The sequence below is a fragment of the Hyphomicrobiales bacterium genome (assembly GCA_016125495.1).
GTDB lineage: Bacteria > Pseudomonadota > Alphaproteobacteria > Rhizobiales > RI-29 > RI-29.
This window is the reverse complement of record WGLQ01000011.1, coordinates 101,270-123,178: the sequence shown is the minus strand read 5'-3', so window position 1 is coordinate 123,178 and position 21,909 is coordinate 101,270. Positions and strand designations below refer to the sequence as shown.

Annotated in this window: 22 protein-coding genes and 1 tRNA gene; 10 read left to right on the top strand and 13 right to left on the bottom strand. The window is 67.0% G+C overall.

What is annotated here, in order from left to right:
• Positions 1-229: 229 nt before the first annotated feature.
• Positions 230-319: transfer RNA gene (locus tag GC150_10515), tRNA-Ser, on the bottom strand.
• Positions 320-644: 325 nt separating this feature from the next.
• Between GC150_10515 and GC150_10510 the strand changes: the two genes are divergently transcribed.
• Complete coding sequence (locus tag GC150_10510; protein MBI1385333.1) at positions 645-959, top strand: hypothetical protein; 315 nt, start codon at positions 645-647, stop codon at positions 957-959.
• A 59-nt stretch (positions 960-1,018) separates the two neighbouring features.
• On the opposite strand, the gene GC150_10505 is transcribed toward GC150_10510, so the two are convergent.
• A complete protein-coding gene (locus tag GC150_10505; GenBank protein MBI1385332.1) occupies positions 1,019-1,768 on the bottom strand; it encodes a hypothetical protein in 750 nt (249 codons plus the stop codon).
• 293 nt (positions 1,769-2,061) lie between these two features.
• Between GC150_10505 and msrA the strand changes: the two genes are divergently transcribed.
• Complete coding sequence (gene msrA, locus GC150_10500; GenBank protein MBI1385331.1) at positions 2,062-2,715, top strand: peptide-methionine (S)-S-oxide reductase MsrA; 654 nt, start codon at positions 2,062-2,064, stop codon at positions 2,713-2,715.
• A 4-nt stretch (positions 2,716-2,719) separates the two neighbouring features.
• Here the strand turns inward: msrA and GC150_10495 are convergent, their stop codons facing one another.
• From GC150_10495 to GC150_10485, 3 genes are all read right to left on the bottom strand, one after another.
• A complete protein-coding gene (locus GC150_10495; GenBank protein ID MBI1385330.1) occupies positions 2,720-3,046 on the bottom strand; it encodes a 4a-hydroxytetrahydrobiopterin dehydratase in 327 nt (108 codons plus the stop codon).
• Positions 3,047-3,109: 63 nt separating this feature from the next.
• A complete protein-coding gene (gene thpR, locus GC150_10490) occupies positions 3,110-3,670 on the bottom strand; it encodes an RNA 2',3'-cyclic phosphodiesterase (GenBank protein ID MBI1385329.1) in 561 nt (186 codons plus the stop codon).
• The gene (locus tag GC150_10485; protein ID MBI1385328.1) at positions 3,667-4,278 is read right to left on the bottom strand and encodes an arylesterase; all 612 of its coding nucleotides are present in this window, start codon (positions 4,276-4,278) and stop codon (positions 3,667-3,669) included. Before GC150_10485 ends, thpR begins: the two co-directional genes overlap by 4 nt.
• A 310-nt stretch (positions 4,279-4,588) precedes the next feature.
• Between GC150_10485 and GC150_10480 the strand changes: the two genes are divergently transcribed.
• The 3 genes from GC150_10480 (at position 4,589) to GC150_10470 (ending at position 8,842) form a co-directional block, all read left to right on the top strand.
• A complete protein-coding gene (locus GC150_10480; protein MBI1385327.1) occupies positions 4,589-5,293 on the top strand; it encodes an ATP-binding cassette domain-containing protein in 705 nt (234 codons plus the stop codon).
• On the top strand, positions 5,290-7,950 hold the full coding sequence (locus tag GC150_10475; GenBank protein MBI1385326.1) for an FtsX-like permease family protein: 2,661 nt from the start codon (positions 5,290-5,292) through the stop codon (positions 7,948-7,950). Before GC150_10480 ends, GC150_10475 begins: the two co-directional genes overlap by 4 nt.
• 142 nt (positions 7,951-8,092) lie before the next feature.
• A complete protein-coding gene (locus GC150_10470) occupies positions 8,093-8,842 on the top strand; it encodes a BAX inhibitor (BI)-1/YccA family protein (protein ID MBI1385325.1) in 750 nt (249 codons plus the stop codon).
• 169 nt (positions 8,843-9,011) lie between these two features.
• On the opposite strand, the gene GC150_10465 is transcribed toward GC150_10470, so the two are convergent.
• From GC150_10465 to acnA, 4 genes are all read right to left on the bottom strand, one after another.
• Positions 9,012-9,449 carry a hypothetical protein gene (locus tag GC150_10465; protein ID MBI1385324.1) on the bottom strand — a complete coding sequence of 146 codons (438 nt, stop codon included), beginning with the start codon at positions 9,447-9,449 and terminating at the stop codon, positions 9,012-9,014.
• A gap of 165 nt (positions 9,450-9,614) precedes the next feature.
• Entirely contained in the window at positions 9,615-9,995 is a 381-nt protein-coding gene (locus tag GC150_10460; GenBank protein ID MBI1385323.1) for a DUF2794 domain-containing protein, read from the bottom strand.
• 633 nt (positions 9,996-10,628) lie between these two features.
• Positions 10,629-11,450, bottom strand: a complete 822-nt coding sequence (locus GC150_10455; GenBank protein MBI1385322.1) for a DUF1223 domain-containing protein — start codon at positions 11,448-11,450, stop codon at positions 10,629-10,631.
• Between the two features lie 322 nt (positions 11,451-11,772).
• Positions 11,773-14,490: an aconitate hydratase AcnA gene (acnA, locus tag GC150_10450; GenBank protein MBI1385321.1), complete on the bottom strand. Its 2,718-nt coding sequence runs from the start codon at positions 14,488-14,490 to the stop codon at positions 11,773-11,775.
• A 309-nt stretch (positions 14,491-14,799) separates the two neighbouring features.
• Here acnA and ccmA point away from each other — a divergent pair, with 309 nt between their 5' ends.
• From ccmA to GC150_10425, 5 genes are all read left to right on the top strand, one after another.
• Positions 14,800-15,489, top strand: a complete 690-nt coding sequence (ccmA, locus tag GC150_10445; protein MBI1385320.1) for a heme ABC exporter ATP-binding protein CcmA — start codon at positions 14,800-14,802, stop codon at positions 15,487-15,489.
• Positions 15,486-16,154, top strand: coding sequence for a heme exporter protein CcmB (gene ccmB / locus GC150_10440; GenBank protein MBI1385319.1), 669 nt, complete (start codon positions 15,486-15,488; stop codon positions 16,152-16,154). The genes ccmA and ccmB overlap by 4 nt, the downstream gene beginning before the upstream one ends.
• 126 nt (positions 16,155-16,280) lie before the next feature.
• A complete protein-coding gene (locus GC150_10435) occupies positions 16,281-17,045 on the top strand; it encodes a heme transporter HemC (GenBank protein MBI1385318.1) in 765 nt (254 codons plus the stop codon).
• A 16-nt stretch (positions 17,046-17,061) separates the two neighbouring features.
• Positions 17,062-17,232, top strand: coding sequence for a heme exporter protein CcmD (gene ccmD, locus GC150_10430; protein MBI1385317.1), 171 nt, complete (start codon positions 17,062-17,064; stop codon positions 17,230-17,232).
• Positions 17,229-17,903: a DsbE family thiol:disulfide interchange protein gene (locus GC150_10425; protein MBI1385316.1), complete on the top strand. Its 675-nt coding sequence runs from the start codon at positions 17,229-17,231 to the stop codon at positions 17,901-17,903. Before ccmD ends, GC150_10425 begins: the two co-directional genes overlap by 4 nt.
• A 64-nt stretch (positions 17,904-17,967) precedes the next feature.
• Here the strand turns inward: GC150_10425 and GC150_10420 are convergent, their stop codons facing one another.
• The 4 genes from GC150_10420 to mtaB form a co-directional block, all read right to left on the bottom strand.
• On the bottom strand, positions 17,968-18,468 hold the full coding sequence (locus GC150_10420) for a MarR family transcriptional regulator (GenBank protein MBI1385315.1): 501 nt from the start codon (positions 18,466-18,468) through the stop codon (positions 17,968-17,970).
• A gap of 161 nt (positions 18,469-18,629) precedes the next feature.
• Entirely contained in the window at positions 18,630-19,361 is a 732-nt protein-coding gene (locus GC150_10415) for a septation protein A (GenBank protein MBI1385314.1), read from the bottom strand.
• Positions 19,361-20,557, bottom strand: coding sequence for a signal recognition particle-docking protein FtsY (ftsY, locus tag GC150_10410; GenBank protein ID MBI1385313.1), 1,197 nt, complete (start codon positions 20,555-20,557; stop codon positions 19,361-19,363). Before ftsY ends, GC150_10415 begins: the two co-directional genes overlap by 1 nt.
• Positions 20,554-21,858 (bottom strand): tRNA (N(6)-L-threonylcarbamoyladenosine(37)-C(2))-methylthiotransferase MtaB, encoded by a 1,305-nt coding sequence (gene mtaB, locus GC150_10405; protein MBI1385312.1) that lies wholly within the window; start codon positions 21,856-21,858, stop codon positions 20,554-20,556. The genes ftsY and mtaB overlap by 4 nt, the downstream gene beginning before the upstream one ends.
• Positions 21,859-21,909: the final 51 nt, after the last annotated feature.

Genomic DNA, 21,909 nt, shown 5'->3' with positions numbered 1-21,909 from the left:
CCGCAGAAAATGCCCTGGTGCGATGGGCGGAACTACCTGAAAACGTAGACTTTCACGAAGCCGAACCGCTCGGCATGAGGTTCGGTCGGTTAGAGACGGAGGGCCGTTCAGAGACGGAAATTGAACCCGGCGCCAGTCTCCAAGGTTCGGATGCCTCGGCTAAACGCCTTTGAAACAAAAAGAAAAAGGCCCTCAACGGGAGCCTCATCTCGGGTTCGCTACAGGATAATGGCGGAGAGAGAGGGATTCGAACCCTCGATACGGTTTCCCGTATACACGCGTTCCAGGCGTGCGCCTTAAACCACTCGGCCACCTCTCCGACCGTTGCGGACGTCGCCGCCTTCGGCTCGCCCTTGGCCGACCGGTCCCACGGCATGGCACCCGCGACCGGTCGTCGTCCCTTGGCTCGTGACCGGTGGGATCGCTCACACCGGCCCGAAGCCGCGCGACTATAGTCGACGCTTCGTCCGTGGCAAGCCGATCGGTGAGCCCATCCGCCCTCACGTGACATGCCCATGGCGATCGTCCCCAAGCGAGCCACTGGCCGCCGCGCAGCGAAATCGTTAACACGGCCCGCGACCATTGCTATAGTCACCGAAGAGATTCTTTCTCACGGATGCAAGGTGTCCGGCGGAGGCGGCTGAATGCTGTTATTGCGAATTCTCGGAATGTGGCTGCTGCTCGCCGCAGCTGTGGTGCTTGTTTACGACGCCACGTTGACCCTCGGGGCCGGTGGATCGTTCGTTTCGACCTCGCTCGGCGATCTGTGGCGCATGCTTTCGCCAGGTTCACTCAAGGGGACCCGGGAGGCATTGTTGTCCGTGGCGCCCGACTTCGTCTGGTCGAGCGTCATTGCCTTTGCACTCGCCCGCTCGGCCTGGCTGGTGTTCGCCGTCCTTGGTGTCATCGTCTACTGGCAGGGCCGCCGCCGCCGCCGCGTCGACATCTTCGCGAACTGATCGAATGGGCGCGATCGGCGAACACCGCCCCTGCCGCTCCCGGCAGGCGCGGCGCAGGCTCAGATGTTCGCCAGAATGCCGGCGCGCAGGAGATCGTAGACGAAGCCGACCCCGAACATCACGACGATCGCGGTGATCAGCGCCACCATGGCCCATCGGTTGCGGCTGCGCAGCCTCTTGTAGGCACTCTCGGAAAGCGGTTCGCGCTCCCAGTCCGGGCCGCTGCCGGACGCGAAGGTGGCGATCTGCGAGCCGGCCGTGATGCAGCCCCGGTCTCGCACATCGACCCCGACCCGCTTGGCGATCTGGCGCGCGATGCGCTCGAAATCGATGTCGGGATCCTCCTCGTGCTCGTTCTGGTAACCGAGCACGATCCGCTCGCCGTCCTTGAGAAGGATGGAGGTCGCGCGCGTCAGCACCGGGAGCTGGGCGGATTTGTAGATCTCGCTGCGCGTTTCGACCCCGACGATCTCTTCGTAGGGCACCCGGCGTTTGACGAATTTGACGCCCGGGTTCGGTCCGCGCCAGTTCGGGATACGCAGGTTGAGCGTGTTCTCGCCGAAGGCGATGCGCGTGCGCATGGCGGTCATCACCTCGATGAAGAGGAAAATCATCCAGGCGGTGAACAGCAGGCCGAATACGGCTGCCGAAAGCGCGTCCGTCCAAAGTCCGTGGAAGCTGCGCTTCAGGAACAGGATCGGCATCGAGACCATGAACGGCAACAGGACCAGGAAGGCCAGCGCCAGCACGGTCTTGTGCCCGTCGCTCGCCTCGTAGATGCGCTTTTCCGCAGCCGTCGATTCTGCCATCGAACTCTCCAAAGATACGAACACCGGCGCTCTTGGCCGGTTCCGCGGTCCCGGTCGGCCGCGGCTGGCATGCGCTCTCGCCCCGCCGCTCGCAGCCAAATTCCCGTGATGCCGCGATTGCCGTCTGGCATAGGATCGTGATCGTACGAATATAGCGCAGTTGCGACGGTGACCCAATCCGTCGCGTGGCAACCGGCGTTTCAGGGTGTCGCGGACGTCGTCGGCCCGTCGCAGGGCCCATCCGCTCGCCTGCCCGCTCGCCTGCAACCAGCCCCGTGCCGAAGGAGGCCGACATGTTCTTTGCCCGCAAATCGCTCGAGCTGCCGACGCCGGAGGCCGCCCTTCCGGGCCGACCCTCGCCGATCCCGACGGCGGCGCGGCATTTCGTGCTCGGCACCCCGCTCGCCGGCCCGTTTCCGCAAGGCACCGAAGAGATCTATCTGGGCCTCGGCTGCTTCTGGGGCGCGGAGCGCAAGTTCTGGACGCTCGAGGGCGTCTTCGTCACGTCGGTCGGATATGCGGCCGGCTACACCGCCAACGCGACGTACGAGGAGGTGTGCTCCGGGCGCACCGGTCACAACGAGGTCGTTCGCGTGGTCTTCGATCCAGCGCGCCTGCCCATCGAAAAGGTCTTGAAGACCTTCTGGGAGAGCCATGATCCGACCCAGTACATGCGCCAGGGCAACGACATCGGCACCCAGTATCGCACCGGCATCTATTGGACGAGCGAACGCCAGCGCATCGCCGCCGAGCAGTCGCGGGCGGCATACCAGGCGGCGCTGACGGCCGCCGGGCTCGGTGAGATTCAGACCGAGATCAAGGCCTTCGATGCGTTCTACCACGCCGAGGAGTATCACCAGCAGTATCTCGCCAAGAACCCCGGCGGCTACTGCGGCCTCGGCGGCACGGGCGTCGCCTGTCCGGTGGGCTCGGGCGTCGCGGTCTGACCGCTCACTTCGTCGTGGGCCCGTCCTTGCGCGCCCCCATCTCGGCGGCCGCCTTGTCCATCGCTTTGGCGAGGCGGACGTCGAGTTCGGTCAGCCCACCCGCACTGTGCGTCGTCAGCGTCACGTCGACCGTATTGTAGACGTTGCTCCATTCGGGATGGTGGTCGAGCTTTTCGGCCACCAGCGCCATGCGCGTCATCCAGCCGAAAGCCGCGTTGAAGCTGGCGAACTTGAAGGACCGCCGGATGGCGTCCCGCCCTTCGACCGCCCGCCATTCGCCGAGCTCGTTGGCGATTGCGGATCGATCAGCCTCGCTCAGCCGCTTTGCCATTCCGTCCTCCCGAATGCGGTCGCCGCCGCGACCAACTGCGCTCGCATATCTCGTTCGCCCAGCCTACGCCGCTTCGGGCTCGAGTGGATCGACCGTGAGCGGGAATTTGGCCTCGACGATGTAGGGACCGCCCCCCCTGCCAGGGCGCGACGACATCAGGACGAACGAATCGACTTCGAAGGGCGCGCCCCGCGCCGCGCCGCAGCGCCCCAGGAACCGTGCGACGTCGTCCGCCCGGGTGCCGCCGAGGCGTGCGATTGTGACGTGCGGTGTGAAGCGCCTCGTCTCTGGCGGGCACTCCGCGGCGCGCGCCGCCTGCTCGTGCTTTGCTTGCAAGCGAACGAGAGCCGTAGAGGGTGCGACCGTCGCATGCAGACTGCGCGGCTTATCGCCGCCGAACGCTCCGATCCCATCCAGCGACAGCGTGAAGGGCGCCAAGCGAATGGCCGCCAGTTCGTCGACGAACGCCTCGGCGACCGGTTCCTCGACGTCGCCGACGAAGCGCAGCGTCAAATGCATGTCGTCCATTGCGATCCAGCGCGCACCGGGCATCGGCACCTCGAGCGCGGCGAGCCGATCCTGCTCGCTCTCGGGGATCTGGATCGCGGTGAACAGCCGGATCATTGCGCCTCGTCCTGCCGGCGCGCCAGTTCGATCAGCTCTTTCACCACCGGCAGAATGTCCGTCACGATGCGCCGGATGCCCTCGGCGTTCGGATGGATGCCGTCGTCGAGATTGAGCGAGCGGTCCAGCGCCACCGCCTCGAGGAAGAAGGGATAGAGGAGCGTGCCGAACCGCGTCGCGAGATCGGGGTACATAGATCTGAATTCGTTGGCATATTCCTCGCCGAGCCCAGCCGGTGCCTCCATGCCCGCAAGCAGCACCGGCAGGCCCCTTTCGGCGGCTTTCTCGAGGATGCGGGAGAGATCACGCCGCGTCTGGGCGACCGGCAGGCCGCGCAGCGCGTCGTTGGCTCCAAGTTCGACGATGAGCGCGTCCGCGTCGTCCGGCACCGCCCACTCGAAGCGCTGCAGGCCCGCCCCGGCCGTGTCGCCCGAGACGCCGGCGTTGACGATCCTGACTGCGTGCCCCTCGGCGGCGAGCCGCCGCTCGAGTTCGGCTGGAAAGCTCTCGTCCGGTCCGAGCAGATAGCCGGCCGTCAGACTGTCACCGAGGGCAATGATCCGCACGACCCGCTCCGTTTCCGTGCCGCCGTGGCTCGATCCTGCCATGGTGACCAGCAGCATGGCGAGCGCCAGCAGCGCTGCGAGCCCCGCACGCTTTCGCCGTGCCGACGAAACGGCCGCGCGAGTTGCGCCGGTCGCACCGCGGGACCATCTTCCGATTCGACGGATCATCGTGCCGTCCCCCGTTTCGACCCCAAAGGGGCCCGGTCCGGCGCGCTCGTTTTGCATGGTCTGGTCATCTCCTGGTCCGAGTTCCAGCGAAAACGTACCCAACCAGTTAGCGTGCCGCTTCACCAATGCAAGGCACGCCCACCGATGCGGCCCTTGCGGCCACCGGTGAACAACAGGAGGCGCCATGACTTCGCCAACCGCCATGATCGCTCTCGACGGCGTTCGCCTCACCCTCTCCAGCAAGGCCGGCCCGGTCGAGATCCTTCGCGGCATCGACCTCGAGGTCACCGGGGGCGAAGCGGTGGGTGTGGTCGGGCCCAGCGGCTCGGGCAAGACTTCGCTGCTCATGCTGATGGCTGGCCTCGAGCGGGCGAGTTCCGGGCGCATCGCGGTCGACGGCCACGACCTCGCCGGTCTCGACGAGGATGCACGGGCGCGCTTGCGGGGCCGGCGCATCGGCGTGGTCTTCCAGTCGTTCCATCTCGTCCCCTCGATGACCGCGCTCGAGAACGTTGCATTGCCGTTAGAATTCGCCGGCGCGGAGCGGGCGATCGAGCGGGCCGAAAGCGCGCTGGCCGAGGTCGGACTGTCCCATCGAATCGGTCACTTTCCGGCCCAGCTCTCGGGCGGCGAACAGCAACGCGTCGCCCTCGCCCGCGCGCTGGTCGTCGAACCCGCGCTGCTGCTCGCCGACGAGCCGACCGGCAACCTCGATGCCGCCACCGGCGAAGCGATCGTGGAACTGCTCTTTCGGCTGCGGGATCGCCACCGTGCAACCCTCGTTCTGGTGACGCACGACCACGATCTGGCGGCCCGCTGCCCGCGCGTGCTGGAGATGGGCGACGGACGCATCGTCGCCGACCGTCGGCGCGAGGAGCTGGTGCGATGAGTATCGACACCTTTGCCGGAACAGCGGCGGCGGGCGAGCGCTCCGGTTCGCGCATTCAGCGCCTTGCCGGCATCGCAATCCGCGATCTGCGTGGCCAGAAGCGCGGCTTTGCCGTCTTTCTCCTCTGCATCGCGCTCGGCGTCGCGGCCATTACGGCGGTCGGCGCCCTCAACGACGCCATCGAGAACGGCCTGTCGCGCCAGGGGCGCGCCCTGCTCGGCGGCGACCTCGAACTGTCGCGCATCCACGAGGGCGCCTCGGGTGCCGAACGGGTCGAGCTCGAAGAACTGGGCACCGTCGCGAGCGTCGTATCCATGCGGGCCATGGCGCGGGCCGTCGCGGGCGGGCCGGGGGCAGCCGACCCCGCCGTGGGTTCGCCCACGTCCGCCGCGCCGATGGGCGTCGGCGATCCGGCCAGCGCATTGGTCGAGGTCAAGGCCATCGACCGAGCCTATCCGCTGGTCGGTGACCTCGTGCTCTCGGATGGCAAGCTCGCGCCCGGAACCGGCATCGGTGCCGATTCCGTGGTCGTTGCGCCAGAGCTGCTCTCGCGCCTCGGCGTCGCGGTCGGTGACCGCATCCGGCTCGGCGATCGCCTCCTGACCATCCGGGCCACCATCGTGGACGAGCCGGACAAATTGTCGGGTCGGGCCGCGTTCGGCCCCCGCGTCATCCTCGACATCGAAACCTTGCGCGCCGCCGGCCTCGTCAAGCCGGGCGGCCTCCTGCGCTGGCGTTACCGCGTGGCGTTCCCAGGGGCCGGCGAGTGGCCGGAGGCGGGGCCAGCAGGCGAGCGGCTGAGCGCCCTGTTGGAGCGCTTCGAGGCGAACGGATTCGAGGTCCGCAATCGCCGCAATCCCGAGCCGAGCCTCGAGCGCGCCGCCTCCCGGTTGGCCCAGTTCCTGACCCTGGTCGGCCTCACCTCCATGCTGGTCGGCGGTGTCGGCGTCGCCAATTCGGTCGCCGCCTATCTCGACCGCAAGCGCCGTGTCATCGCCACCTTCAAATCGCTCGGTGCCACCAGCGGCGATGTCTTTCGCATCTATCTCATCGAGATCATGGCGATCACCGCCGCCGGCATCGCCATCGGCCTCGTCGCCGGCTATGCGCTCCTCTTCGCTCTCGCGCTGCTGCTGGAATCACGCCTGCCGATCGGCATCGCGCTCACCTTCGACCCGCTCACCGGCCTCCTGGCCGCCGGCTATGGCCTCCTCGTCGCCCTGGTGTTCGTGCTCTGGCCGCTCGGGCGCGCCGAGGAAGCCTCGCCCGTCGTGCTGTTTCGTGACGGGATCGATCCTGGACCGTGGCGTCCGCGCCTTCGCTACGTGATCGCGAGCATCGCAGCGACCGCCCTGCTCGCCGCCTTTGCGGTCGTGACGGCCGAGGACATCCGAATCGCGTTGTTCTTCATGGCCGGTCTTTCCGGGCTGTTCCTTCTGTTCCACGCGCTCGCCTTCGGTCTCGACCGGATCGCCCCGCGCCTGCCGCGCCCCCGCCGGCCCGAGCTGCGCCTTGCGCTCGCCCATCTCGCCGGCCCCGGTTCGCTGGCCCGCTCCGTGATCCTTTCGCTGGGGCTCGGCCTATCACTCCTGGTCACCGTATCGCTGGTCGATCGCTCACTGGTCGCCGAGTTGGAGACCACCCTGCCCGATGAGGCCCCGAGCTATTTCTTCCTCGACATCGAGCGCGACCGCATCGACGAGTTCCGCCAGGCGGTATTGAAAGTGGAGCCCGGCGCCGAAGTGCGCGAGGCTCCGATGCTGCGCGGCCGCCTCGTTTCGGTCCAGGGCGTCCCGGCGTCCAAGATCAAGGCGGCGCCTGAAGCGGCCTGGGTGCTCGATGGCGACCGTGGCCTCACCTATTCCGACGATGTGCCGGAGGGCGCGCGTGTGGTCGAAGGCGAATGGTGGCCGACCGGCTATTCCGGTCCGCCGCTGGTGTCCTTCGAGGTGGACCTCGCCCGTGGCCTCGGCATCGGCGTCGGCGACGAGGTCATGGTCAACGTCCTCGGTCGCAACGTGACCGCCCGGGTGGCCAACCTGCGCACCGTGAAATGGGAGACGCTGTCCATCAACTTCGTCATGATCTTCTCGCCCAACACCCTCGCCGCCGCGCCCTTCAGCATGCTGGCGACGGTCCGTTTCCCCGAGCGTCCCGACGATGTGCGCCGTGGCCACCTGACGCGTGAACTCGCCCGCCAGTTCCCGGGCGCGACGGCGATCAACGTCCAGGATGCGATCGACACGTTCCGCTCGGTCTTCGAGCGGGTCATCGGGGCGGTGCGCGCGGCCGGCAGTCTCACCCTGATCGTCGGCGCCATCGTGCTGGCCGGCGCGCTCGTCACCGCGCAGCGCCGACGCATCTATGAAACGGTGATACTCAAGGCGCTCGGCGCCACCCGCGCGAGCCTGATGGCGATCGCGGCGGCGGAGTATCTCTTGCTCGCGGTTGTCACCACCACCGTTGCCGCAGCGGTCGGCACCGTCGCGGCCTTTGTCGTCACGACCGAGGTGCTCGACGTCGGCTTCCGCTTTTCGCTGGCGGCCGTTCTCGAGGCTCTGTTGCTCGCGAGCGTACTCGTCCTGACGTTCGGCGCCATCGGCACCTGGAGGCTCCTGCGGGCCCCCGTGGCACGCACGCTGACAGGAGACGGCTGAACGGGCCCCATCGCGCTTTCCGGTAGGGGATAACGCTTGTCGTAGAGATGTCCGAGGGGGTCTTGTATAGTGCCGCAACCTCAACCATCTCATCGTCAAAATAACAACGCTGGTCATCAACCTGAAGAGGGGAAACCTGGACATGGCTGAGTACGGAAATCGCTATTCGAGTACGGTGCCCGTCGGCGCCCGCACGCGTACCGCGGAAGGCATCGACGAGGGCCTTCGCTCCTATATGTTGGGCGTTTACAACTACATGGCGCTCGGCGTCGCCTTCGCGGCGGTCGTCTCGCTTGCCGTCATGAACAGCACGGAAGTCCTGTCGATCCTGGCGAGCCCGGTTCGCTGGGTGCTGCTGATCGCGCTGCTCGCGCTCGGCTGGTTCTCGCCGCGCCTCATTCTGACCGGCAGCACAGCCATGGCGCATGCCGCCTACTGGACCTACGCGGGCCTCTGGGGTCTGCTCATCGCGCCGATGCTCTACTTCTTCATGAACGCCGGCGGTACGGACACGATCTTCAAGGCCTTCGCGATCACTGCGGCCACCTTCGCGGCCGTCAGCCTCTATGGCTACACGACGAAGCGTGACCTCTCGGCCTTCGGGACCTTCTTCATGATGGCCTCGATCGGTCTCTTGATCGCGATCGTCGTCAACGCGATCTTCTTCCAGCTCGAGTGGTTCAGCCTGATCACCTCGTGCCTCGTCGTTCTGCTGTTCTCGGGCATCACGGCCTACGAGACGCAGGCGATCAAGGAGATGTACCACGCGGGCGACAGCCGGCAGGCGCAGACGGGCAAGTCGATCTTCGGCGCCTTCATGCTCTTCGGCTCGTTCATCACCATCTTCATCCACATGCTGAACATCCTCGGCATCATGGGCGGTGAGGACTGAGCCAAACCGATCGGAAGCGGGGCGAGACGAGAGATCGATCCTCGCCCCGAGCGCCGAAAGGACTTCGCGAGAATGACGAGCCCGGCCATTGTGCCGGGCCTTTTTCGTTGATGTTTCGTGATGATTGCCTAGGCCGGATCGCGCCGACCGGCGAGCCGTTTCGGGAGCCTCAGCGCGCCTTGGCGAGCGCTCCGAGCGCCGCGCGCCCGATCGCCTCGCTCGCCGCGCCGATGGAAATCGTGGCCACCGCCGCGACCGGATCGAACGAACCCTCGTCGTTGGCCATGGGATGGAAGGCGATCACCCCGCCGTTCTCCTCGATCGCGCAGAAGCGCGCTCCGGCCATGAAGACCCGGTAGCTTTCGACGCCGGCCAGCTCGGCGAAAAAGGCGAGGAAATCGCGATTCTCCGGCGCTTTGCCTTCGAGTTCCCGGAATTGGCGCAGCGCTTCCAACACGGCCTTGCCGACGTCTGGTGCCGTCACGGGTTCGGTGAGCATGACGAACGGCTCGGCATCGAGCGGCAAGCCGTCGCTCGTGCGGTGATTGGCGCAGACGATCACTTGATCGCCCCGACGATAAAGTGATGCCGAACGTCGCATCGTCATCCGAGGTACCCGAGGTCACGGCCGAGCGTTGAGCCGCCTGCTGGACACCCCATGGTGCCACGACGAATCGCTCTCCATTTTCGCCAGTCTAGCGGTGAGCCGCGACAATGCCAGCGCTGCCCCCGTGGTTACCGGCCCTCGAATTGCGCGCGCCCCTGTCGAACGTCACCCCTCGATCAGCCGGACGCGCTTCCTGTCGAGCACGCTCAGCACGCGTTCGAGATCGTGCCCGCGTTTGAGGATCACGCCGGTGGCCGAAATGACGCTGTAGGCCCCCTGCCGTCGCGAGAGCTTGGGATCCTTCACGATCCGGTAGATCGGCATTTCGCTGGAGCGCCGGAAAATCGAGAACACGGCCGTATCGCGCAGTATGTCGATCGCGTAGTCGCGCCATTCCCCCGTGGCGACCATTCGCCCGTAAAGGTTCAGCACTTGGCCGAGTTCGCGCCGCGAGAACGAGACATAGTTGGCGTGTCCCCCGAGGGGCATTCCCACTGCTGGCCCCGCCGCCGCGCCGCCGGCGCGCCGCCCGCCGCCTTGCGCCATCGCCCGATCGAGTTCCCCGCGCCCCGCCCCGTTGTTGGCCGGCGTCAGCGGTCTCGACGGCTTCAGTTCGATGACTTGGCCGGCCAGTGATTCGGCCCCCTCGGGTATTGGCTCACTGTCGCTCAACGGCGCCTCCTGCTGTGATCCTCTTGTCATGTTCTGATCTGGCGCCCGAGAATTCAAGCCCATGGCGGCTTTCGCGTTGCGATCACGATGAACGTAACAAACTGCAACATTGATCACGAAATTGCCACCAAGCCTCCGCAGCGCCGCCATCGTCGTGCTGCAGGATCGCATCGTGGTTCGGCGTGGCTCGGTGCAAGTCTCGGTCTCTGCCCCCAAAGTCCCCCCGAGTCTTCTCTCCGCGAGCTGCGCCGAACCATTTTCGATCGCGAGGGCGGGTTGCTCCTGGGTGACCTCGATCGCTCCGGCCATCGCGCACGTGCGATCCGCCCGCTGCGGGCGGCGTCCCGGCGGCGAGAGCGCATTCGCTCCCATCAGGACATCGATTGATTTCCAGGCTCGAGGGCCGACCCATCGGCAGCCGCGCGAGGTTCTCGGCGCGGCCATGATCCGGTATTCGCCGGTCACCGAAGCACGAACCCGCTCCGGCGGCCACCTTCGCGCGTGGTCTCAGGAGCGGCCCGGCAACCAGAGATCGACCGCCGCGAGGATCGCGCCATCGGCGTCCTGGACGAAGGCGATGCAACCGTCGACGCCATCGCCCATCCGTGCGGTCTCGACTTCCAAGCTATCGGACCCGGCCGCCCAAGTGCCGAGTTCGACCAGATCGCGGACGACATGATTGTAGGTGACCGTTCGCCCGGAATTCTCTCCGCGCCCGATATCGACGAGCGTCCTCCTGCTGGCGAGCGCCAGCCACACCCGGACTTCTCCGAGCGTGCCACCCGCCTCACCTGGAGCCCTTGTCAACTTGAGGCGCTTGCCATCGATCTCGATCGACAGAATCTGCCTTTGAGCCGCGATCCCGGCCACCGTCTGCTCCAGCGCGGCATCGATGGCTTCGCGCTTGCTGCCGACGGCATGGGCAATGCCGTTCACGACGACCTGCGGGGTGTAGACCATGCCGTCGCCCCGACGCTGCGCATAGGCCCGCTGGCGCTCGCTGAATTCAGGTCGGGCGTTGGTGTCCTTCCAGCCGAGATAATCCCAATAATCGACATGGAACGTCAGCGCCACGAGGTCGTCGCGCTCGGCATAGCGCTCGAGCAGTGCATCCGCTGGCGGACAAGAGGAGCAGCCCTGACTGGTGAAGAGTTCGATCAGCGATTTCGGCGCCGTTGAAATCTCGACATGGCGCTCTCCGGCAACCGCGCCAGAGGCGAGCAGAGCGCACGCGATGCCGATGACCATCCCCGCAAGGCCGAGGAGACGCTTGCCGCGGGCTTGCCCTCCAGGGCCGACCAATGTCCCGGTCACCATCGTGCTGCCCATCCTCTTGTTTCGCGCCGATGGCGGTTCCTTGCCGCCGGGACGCCGATCCCCGACGCGCTGGTGGTCTGGCGCGGTCCGGTGCCGAATGCGCGCGACACGGAAGGCCTTGCCGAGCCTGGACCGATGCCAGGCGAGGTGCCCATGCCGGCCTGCCCCGTCAACGCTTCTCCGACCGCCGCCATCGACCGCCGGATGCCGGACGATATTGTCGCCCTGGCATCAATTGCCACTCAATTCACGGTGAAAACCGCAAGGGAGGCCCCGACGATCGGTCGGGGCCGCGCCGCCAGGCACTGGCCCCGACCGCCGATCAGGTTGCCATTCAGGCGGCTCTTGCGAGATTGCGCAACACGTAGTGCAGAATGCCACCGTTGCGGTAGTAGGCCATCTCGTCGGCTGTATCGATGCGGCAGAGCGCCTCGATCACGCTCTCTCGACCGTCCGCCCTCCTGACGACGACGGGCAGCACCGCTCTTGGCGCGAGCTGGGCGAGGCCGCGGATCGTCACCTCCTCGTTGCCGGTGATGCCGTGCGACTGCCAGGATTCCCCGTCCCGCATCTCGAGTGGCAGCACCCCCATCCCGATCAGGTTCGAACGATGGATGCGCTCGAACGACTGCGCGATGACGGCCCGCACGCCCAGGAGCCGCGTGCCCTTGGCGGCCCAGTCGCGGCTCGAGCCGGTCCCGTATTCCTTGCCCGCGAAGATGACGAGCGGCACGCCCTCGGCCCGATAGCGCATCGCGGCATCGTAGATCGCCAGCCGCTCGCCGGAGGGCTGATGCACCGTCACCCCGCCTTCGACGCCAGGCACCATCTGGTTCTTGATGCGGATGTTGGCGAAGGTGCCGCGCATCATCACCTCGTGGTTGCCGCGCCGTGCGCCATAGGAGTTGAACTCCCGCGGTGGCACCTGGTGCGAAACGAGGTAACTGCCGGCCGGGCCGCTGGCCTTGATCGAGCCGGCTGGAGAAATATGGTCGGTGGTGATCGAATCCAGGAAAAGGCCCAGCACGCGCGCCCGTTCGATGTCCTCGACCTCGCCCGGGATGAGCGAGATGTCCTCGAAGTAGGGTGGGTTTTGGACGTATGTCGAATTGCCGCTCCAGCCGTAGGTCATGGCGGCCTTGCCGCTGGTGCTCATCGCCTGCCAGCGTTCGTCACCCTTGAAGACGTCGCCATAGCGCCCTTCGAACATCTCGGCGGTGATCGATGTGCGCACCAGCTCCGCGATCTCCTTCGAGGTCGGCCAGATGTCCTTGAGATGGACCGGCGCGCCGTCGCGCCCGGTGCCGATCGGCTCGCGGGTCAGGTCGCGCTGCATCGAGCCGGCGAGCGCATAGGCGACAACCAGCGGCGGTGAGGCGAGATAGTTGGCCTTCACGTCCGGATTGACGCGCCCCTCGAAGTTGCGATTGCCCGAAAGCACCGCCGCCGCCACGAGGTCGTTCTTCTGGATCGCCGTCGATATTTCGTCCGGCAGCGGGCCGGAGTTCCCGATGCAGGTCGTGCAGCCATAGCCCGTGAGGTTGAACCCGAGCGCATCGAGGTCGTCCTGCAGGCCGGCTTTGGCGAGGTAGTCCGTCACCACTTGGCTGCCGGGAGCGAGCGACGTCTTCACCCAGGGTTTGACGGTCAGCCCCTTGGCGCGAGCATTGCGTGCAACGAGACCGGCCGCGATCAGCACCGATGGGTTGGAGGTGTTCGTGCAGGAGGTGATTGCCGCGATCACCACGTCGCCGTGGCCGAGATCGTGCGAACGACCCTCGACGGCGACCCGCCTGCCCGCCTCGCCGGCCTTGCCGAACTCGCCCTCGAGCGATTTGCCGAAGCCCGCTGCCGTTGCCTTGAGCGCCACGCGGTCCTGTGGCCGCTTGGGTCCGGCGAGCGAGGGCTCGACACTCGAAAGGTCGAGTTCGAGCACCGTCGTGAACATCGGCTCGGCGCTCGATGCCTCCCGGTACATCCCCTGGGCGCGTGCGTAGGCTTCAACGAGGGCCACCCGATCGGCTGGCCGGCCCGTCGCCTTCAGGTAGGCGATGGTGTCGCGGTCGACGGGGAAGAACCCGCATGTCGCCCCATACTCGGGCGCCATGTTGGCGATCGTCGCCTCGTCCTCGAGCGAGAGATTGTCGAGACCGGGCCCGAAGAATTCGACGAACTTGCCGACCACGCCGAGCTTGCGGAGCATTTGTGTCGCGGTCAGCACGAGGTCGGTCGCCGTCACCCCCTCGGCGAGTCGGCCCGTCATGCGCATGCCGACCACTTCGGGGATCACCATCGAGACGGGCTGTCCGAGCATTGCCGCCTCGGCCTCGATGCCGCCGACGCCCCAGCCGAGCACGGCGAGACCGTTGACCATGGTGGTGTGGCTGTCGGTGCCGACGCAGGTGTCCGGGAACGCCTGCACGACCTCGCGGCCATCGCGCACGATGGTCTTCGTCCAGACGGTCTGGGCGAGATATTCGAGGTTCACCTGGTGGCAGATGCCGGTTCCGGGTGGCACCACGCGGAAGTTGGAGAACGCCTCCGAGCCCCATTTGAGGAACTCGTAGCGCTCGCGATTGCGCTCGTACTCGCGCTCGACATTGAGTTCGAAGGCGTCCCCGGTGCCGAAATAGTCGACCATGACGGAATGGTCGATCACGAGGTCGACGGGAACGAGGGGATTGATCTTGGTCGGATCCCCACCCATCGCGCGCATCGCGTCCCGCATTGCGGCCAAGTCGACCACCGCAGGCACGCCGGTGAAATCCTGCATCAGCACGCGCGCCGGGCGATAGGCGATCTCGCGCACCGAGGTGCGCGTCGCGAGCCACTCGGCGAAAGCCTCGATGTCGGCCCGCGTGACCGTGGTGCCGTCCTCGTGGCGCAGCAGGTTCTCCAGCAGCACCTTCAGCGAGACCGGCAGTCGGGAGATCCCGGCGAGCCCGTTGCGCTCGGCCTCGGCCAGGCTGAAGTATTCGTAGCTGCGTCCCGCGACACTCAGCGTCGTGCGGCACTTGAAGCTGTCGATCGACTCTGCGGTTGCAAGGCTCAAGGTCGGCTCTCCTTCGCTCGGTTGTCGACCGCGCCGCCGGAGTGCCGGACGGCCACGCGTTCGCTTCCTTCGTGCGGACGCCGCGCGGCCCCGCCGTCGCGCGATCGTTTCGCGCTGGCGTTGGTTGCAATGCACAAGTTATATAGCGGAGTTGGCCGCTGACCAAGAGGCTCGGCGCTTCGCGTTTCGTCGCATGCCCGCCGGTCGATTGTGCCCCAGGTTGGACCGAGGAATTGCGGAAAAAGAATTGAAATCAGAAGGTTCGGTCTAATGGCCAAGGTCGGCGCGGGGCCGCGTCACGGGGCGCTGCTGCAACTGCACGATCTCGCGATCGCGCGCGCCTCGCGCGTGCTGGCCGCCGGCCTCTCGCTCGTCCTCGAGCCAGGTGAGGGTCTCGAGCTCGTCGGGCCCAATGGCGCCGGAAAGACCACGCTTCTGCGTACCATCGCCGGTTTTCTGCCGCCCGCTGCCGGAAAAGTCACACTCATCGAACCGGGCCTTGCCGGCGAACTCGAACCCGGCGAACTGGTGCACTACGTCGGCCACGCCGACGCGATCAAGGCCGGCCTCTCCGTTCGAGAGAATGCGCGCTTCTGGCAGCGCTACCTTGCCCGGCCATCGGCGCCCGTGGACGCGATGGCGCCGCCCACCCTCGATGATGCGCTCGAGACCTTTGGCCTTGCAACGCTCGCCGATGTCCCGGCGGGCTATCTCTCGGCCGGTCAGAAGCGGCGCCTCGGTCTGACACGCCTCGCCCTCGCGCCCCGCCCCCTCTGGCTGCTCGACGAGCCGAGTGTTTCGCTCGATGATGCCGGACGCAGTCTGTTGTCCGCACACGTCGACCGCCATCTCGACGACGGCGGCATCGTCGTGGCCGCCACCCACGTGGCGCTCGGCTCACGGCTCGCGCGCACGCTCCGGCTCGGGCCGGGAACCGGTCCGACTTTGCGGCCCTCGGCCGCCGGTCGGGGTGATCATCCCGTGGAGTTCTTATCGTGACGGCGACGGCGGCACTGCTTCGGCGCGAGGTGCTGCTCGCCTTCGCGAGTGGCTCCGGGCTCGGCACCGCGCTCGGTTTTCTGCTGATCGTCGTCTCGATCCTGCCACTCGGCCTCGGCCCGGACATGAACCTGCTCGGCCGCATCGCCCCTGGCATCCTCTGGATCGGGCTGCTGCTCTCCGCGCTCCTCTCGGCCGACCGCCTCTTCTACGACGATGCCCGCGACGGCACGCTGGAATTGCTGACGCTCGGCCCCTATCCGCTCGCGCTCGTTGCCCTGGTCAAGATCCTGGCCCACTGGGCGTTCGCGGCGCTACCGCTCATCGCCGCCATTCCGCTGCTCGGCCTCATGCTGAACCTCGAGGCGAATGCGTATGGACCTCTGGTTGCGACGATGCTGGTCGGCTCTCCCGCGATCAGCTCGATCGGGGCGATCGGTGGTGCCCTCACGATCGGGGTATCGCGTGGCGGGCTGCTCCTCTCGCTGATCGTGCTGCCATTCTACATCCCGACCCTCGTTTTCGGTGTCTCCGCGCTCGACGCCGTGCTCGTCGGACCGGGCGACTTCGGGCCGCCGTTCGCCATTCTCGCGGCCATCTCGCTGGCCAGTCTGGTGCTCGGCCCGCTGGCGGCGGCCGCGGCACTCAAACTCCAGCTCGGGTGAGTGCGGATGCCTGCGTGGGCATGTCCAACGGCGGGGTACGGTGGCCGCGTGGCGTGCCGTCGGCTGCCCACCGCCCGGCGCCAAGTCGGATTTGCGCACGCCCGCCAAAGGCTCTAAGTGAGCGCCATGCACAGGTATGCCAACCCCACCGTCTTCATGCGCCTATCCGGCCGGCTGCTTCCGTGGCTCGCCGGACTGGCGGCGCTGGTGCTCGCGATCGGCCTCTACCTCGGGTTCTTCGTTGCGCCGGCCGACTACCAACAGGGCGAGACGGTGCGCATCATGTTCATCCACGTTCCCGCCGCCTGGCTGGCCATGGCGGGCTACATGGTGGTGGCCGCATCGAGTTTCGGGTTCCTGGTCTGGCGCCATCCGCTCGCCGACGTCGCCGCGAAGGTAGCAGCCCCCCTCGGCGCCGGTTTCACGCTCGTTGCCCTCGTCACGGGCGCCCTCTGGGGCCGGCCGATGTGGGGCGCCTATTGGGTTTGGGATGCCCGTCTGACGTCGGTGCTCATCCTGTTTTTCCTCTACCTCGGCCTCATTGCACTGCGCCGGGCCCTCGACGACGAGATCATCGCATCGCGCCTGACGGCGGTGCTCGCGCTCGTCGGCATTGTCATCCTGCCGGTGATCAAGTTCTCCGTCGACTGGTGGAACACGCTGCATCAGCCCTCGAGCGTCCTGCGCCTCGACGGGCCGACCATCCACCCGAGTATCCTCTGGCCGCTGCTCGTCATGGCTGCGGGCTTCACGCTGCTCTTTTTCGCCATGCACCTGATTGCCATGCGCAACGAGGTCATGCGCCGGCGCGTCCGCAAGCTCCAGCTCGGCGAGGTCGAGCGGGCGGCCGAGGCCTCGGTGGGCGCCGCCAGCCGCGCCCGAACCGCGTGAGGTGAGGCGAGCCGCCATGGATCTCGGACCCCACGCCGCTTTCATCATCGCCGCCTATTTGGCCACGGCGCTCGTCGTTGGTGGCCTCCTCGTCTGGCTCCTGGTGGAACGCGCGCACCTGCGGCGTCAGCTCGACCGGCTCGAGCGCCGCCGCCCCGATGACGGCCAGCGCGAGGATCACACATGACACCTCGGATCGAGACCGGACAAACGACCCGCCGGGCCAGTGTGCAAGAGAGTGAACCGGTCGCCACGCCGGCGCGGCGCTGGCTCGCGCGCCTGCCACTGCTCGCGTTCCTGGCTCTGGTCGGGGTCTTCATATTCGCCCTGCGCTACGGCGATCCGAGCCGGCTGCCCTCGGTCCTCATCGGCAAGCCGTTGCCGGAGTTCGTTCTTCCAGCGATCGAGGGATTGGACCGCGCCGGCACCCCCGTGCCCGGCCTCGCCAGCGCCGAACTCGCCGGGACGGGCCCGCACGTTGTCAATGTCTGGGCGTCATGGTGTGGCCCGTGCCGCATCGAGCACCCACAGCTCGAGACTTTGGCTCAGCGCTCGCGCGTGCCATTGCACGGCATCAACTACAAGGATCGGGCAGCGGACGCACGCCGCTTCCTCGATGGCCTCGGCAACCCGTTCGAACGTGTCGGCGTCGATGCCAGCGGCCGCACGGCCATCGACCTCGGCGTCTACGGCGTGCCCGAGACCTTCCTCGTCGATGCGCGCGGCAACATTGCCTACCGCCACGTGGGGCCGATCACACCACAGGATCTGGACCGCACGCTCTTGCCATTGCTCGATCGCTTGAAGGCGGGGGAGATTGCCGACCCGTCGACGGCCAATGGCGCCGCGACCCGCTGAACCCTGAAGCCCAGCCTGCCGCAACGATCCGTTCGGGCGGTGCCGGTCGCCGATTCAGCGCCTGTCAGGCCGCCGCCGCCCGGTTCGCGTCGCGTCCCCGCTTCTGGTCCGCCGGGCCGCTGTCGGAATCCTGCGAAACGACGATCCGTGTGAGGATTTCGATCAGCGTTTCGCGCTCGCTCACGGAGAGTTCGGACAACAGCTGTCGGTCGACCTCGCGCGCGACGGGCTGAGCGGCGGCCAGCAGTTCAGCGCCCCGGTCCGTCAGGCGGATTTCGTAGGTCCGCGCGTCGTGCCGTGTCCGCTGGCGCTGCAGGATGCCCTTGCGCAGCATGCGCCGGACGATGTCGGCCAGGGTCGAGCGATCGATCCCCGTAATGCTGACCAACGCCGTCTGGCTGAGGCCCTCGTGCTCGGCCACCGTGAGCAGCACGGCATATTGCCGTGGCGTCAGCTCCGTCTGACCCATGATTCCGGTGAAGTGGTCGGCCGCCCGTTGGCTGGCTCGGTGGAGAAGATGCACCGGCGACCGTGAAAGTGAACTGCCCGGCAGGTCCTTTTTCATCCCCAAATCCTGTTTGCTGGGCCATTCGGGACCAGCGTCCGTGATCGTTTGCAGAGATAGGGGACAACATGGTGTTCGGATCAGTGGATGGCAACTCGTGACACGTCGAATTGATCGAACGTTGTACGATCGGGTCCGGAACTCCTGGCAGGAAGCCGGCTCTAGGCGCTCTCGCCCTTGCCAGCCGTGCTTTCGCCCTTCAGTTCGTGCGCCTGCAGCACCGGCAGCGTGGTCATCGCGAAGATGAGAGTGAGCGGCATGATGCCGAACACCTTGAACTTGACCCAGATGTCGGTGAGTTCCGCTTCGGTGAGGCCCACGAAGCGGTGCCCGACCAGCGGCAAGTGCGAAAAGGGCTCCCCATAGAGGCCGCGCCAGACGATCTCGTTCAATCCGGCCAGGACGAGGAAGAAGATGCCCCAGCGGAATTGCAGCTTGCGCCAGCCGGTATCCGTCAGGCGGAAAACGTCGCCGAACAGCAGCTTCCAGATCAGCTTGTCGATCAGCAGGCAGCCGAGCAGGATGCTCGCAAAGAGCAGGTTCACGATGGTCGGCTTCAGCTTGATGAAGAGCGCGTCGTTGAGCACCAGCGTGAGGCCGCCGAACACCATCACGAAAACGCCGGTCACGAGCGGCATGACGGCGATTCGCCCGAGCCAGAGCCGGCTCGTGGTCAGCGACACGGCGGTGGCGATCATGAAGGCGCCGGTCGCCCAGAAGATGCCCTTGTAGGAGTTCGCCACGAAGAAGATCACGAGCGGCCCGAGTTCCAGCGCCAGCTTGCCGAGTTGCTTTGCGACGTCTTCGTGCGGTTGGCCATCGCCAAGACCGTTCGCGGCCGGCGTGGCGGTCTCGGTGCCGCGCTGGCGACCGGCCTCCTTTGAGGTTGTCATCACTGCGTCCTCTTTCCCCCGGGCGTTGCTTCGCCGGGCATGCCGGCGATGGCGAGCGCAAAATCGTTCGCATCGAACGCCCGAAGGTCCTCGATGCCTTCCCCGACGCCGATCGCATGCACCGCGATCGCATGCCGCGCCGCGATCGCCACGAGAATGCCGCCGCGTGCCGTGCCGTCGAGCTTGGTCATGACGAGACCCGTGACGCCGGCGATTTCCCGGAACACTTCCGCCTGGCGCATGGCGTTCTGCCCGGTGGTCGCATCGAGCACCAGAAGCACGTCGTGCGGCCCGGTCGGATCGAGCTTGCGCAGCACGCGCACGATCTTCTGCAGTTCCGCCATGAGGTCGGTCTTGTTCTGGAGCCGGCCCGCCGTGTCGATCAGCAGCACGTCGGCCGCCGCCGCCTGGGCACTTTCCAGCGCCTCGTAGGCGAGTCCGGAGGCATCCGAGCCCGCCGCACGCGCGACGACCGGCACACCGCTGCGCTTGCCCCAGACCTCGAGTTGCTCGATCGCCGCCGCCCTGAAGGTGTCACCAGCCGCCAGCATCACCTTGCGGCCGTCCTCGGTGAACTTCTTGGCGAGCTTGCCGATCGTCGTGGTCTTGCCGCTGCCGTTGACCCCGACCACGAGGATGACGTGCGGTTTGCGGCTCGCCTCGACGACGAGCGGTCGGGCCACCGGCTCGAGCACCCGTCGCACCTCCTCGGCGAGGACGCGCTTGACCTCCTCTGGTGAAATCTCCTTGTCGAAGCGATCCTTGGCCAGCGCCTCCGTGATCGCCGAGGCCGTTTCCACCCCGAGGTCCGCTTGGATCAGGAGGTCCTCCAGTTCCTCGAGTGTCGCGGCGTCGAGCTTGCGTTTCGTAAAGAGGCCGGTGATGCCGGAGGCGAGCTGGCTCGAGGTGCGGGCAAGGCCGTCGGTGAGGCGCTGGAACCAGCTCTTGCGCTGTGGCGCGGTCTGCTCGGGGGCGGGCGCCAGCTCGGCCACGGCATCGGCGTTGCGCCCCACGATCTCGCCGCTCTCATCGGAGCTTGCCGGAACGCCTTCGTCCGAAATCACGCTCGCTGCCGCTGGCGCCTCCTCGGCGGGCCGCTGTCGCGCTTCTTCACTGGCGCGGGCGCCGTCTCGCGGCTGGCTTTCACCGAACAACCGCGAAAAGAGCCCCGCTTTCTTCTGTGGCTTCTCGTTCATTCGGCGGCCTCCCGCTTCACCATCGGGCCAGCCGCATCGCGCCGGATCGCCCTGAGCCGCGCCCCGTCGTGCCCGGTGACCTCGGCCATCAGGATGGAGCCGGCATCGATGCCGGCCGCAACATCGGCACCGAGTTCGACCTCGGTGAAATCACGGGCTCGGCCGCGCGAGGCGGTTTCCATGAGCACGTCGAGCGTGCGTCCGGCCTGCGCATCGAGATGCGCGGCGAGGGCGGCATGACCGCGGCGCCGCAGCCGATCGGCACGCTCGCGGACCACCGCCTTTGGCAGTTGCGGCATGCGCGCCGCCGGCGTCTCCGGGCGCGGCGAGAATGGGAAGACGTGCAAATGCGTCAGCCCGCATTCCTCGATGAGGGCGAGCGTGGCATCGAACATCTCGTCGCTCTCGGTCGGAAATCCGGCGATGAGATCGGCGCCGAAGACGATGTCGGGCCGCAGCCTGCGCGCCTCCTGGCAGAAGGCGATCGCATCCGCCCGCAGATGCCGGCGCTTCATGCGCTTGAGGATAATGTCGTGGCCGGCCTGCAGCGAAAGGTGGAGGTGCGGCATCAACCGCTCCTCCTCCGCGATCGCCCGCATCAGGTGCGCGTCCGCCTCGATCGAATCGATCGAGGAAAGCCGCAGCCGTGCGAGCCCCGGCACGAGCTTCAGGATGCGACGGGTGAGATTTCCGAGCGATGGTCGCCCCGGCAGGTCGGCCCCGTAGGAGGTGAGGTCGACGCCCGTCAGCACGACCTCGCGGTAGCCCGCCTCGACCAGCCGGCCGATTTGCGTCACCACCTCGCCTGCCGGCACCGACCGCGAGTTGCCTCGCCCGAAGGGGATGATGCAGAACGTGCAGCGATGGTCGCAGCCGTTCTGCACCTGGACGTAGGCGCGCGCCCGCGTTCCGAAACCGTCGACGAGGTGGCCAGCCGTCTCGCGGACCTGCATGATGTCACCGACGACGATCTGCGCCGCGGTTCCACCGGCGAGTGCCTCGAAGGTCGCGCGCTCGAGCTTTTCGGCGTTGCCGACAACGTGATCGACCTCGTCCATTTCGGCGAACTGCCGGGGGTCGATCTGCGCGGCGCAGCCTGTCACGATGATGCGTGCGCTCGGGTTCTCCCGGCGAGCCTTGCGGATCGCCTGGCGGGCTTGGCGTACGGCTTCGGCCGTGACGGCGCAGGTGTTGACGACGATGGTGTCGCCGAGCCCGGTCCCGGTGATGTGCGCGCGCATCACCTCGGACTCGTAGGCATTGAGCCGGCAGCCGAAGGTCATGATGGTGGGATCAGTCATGCGGGCTCTCTAACATGCACTCGGTCGGTCTGCGAGCTTGGCGATGGGCCC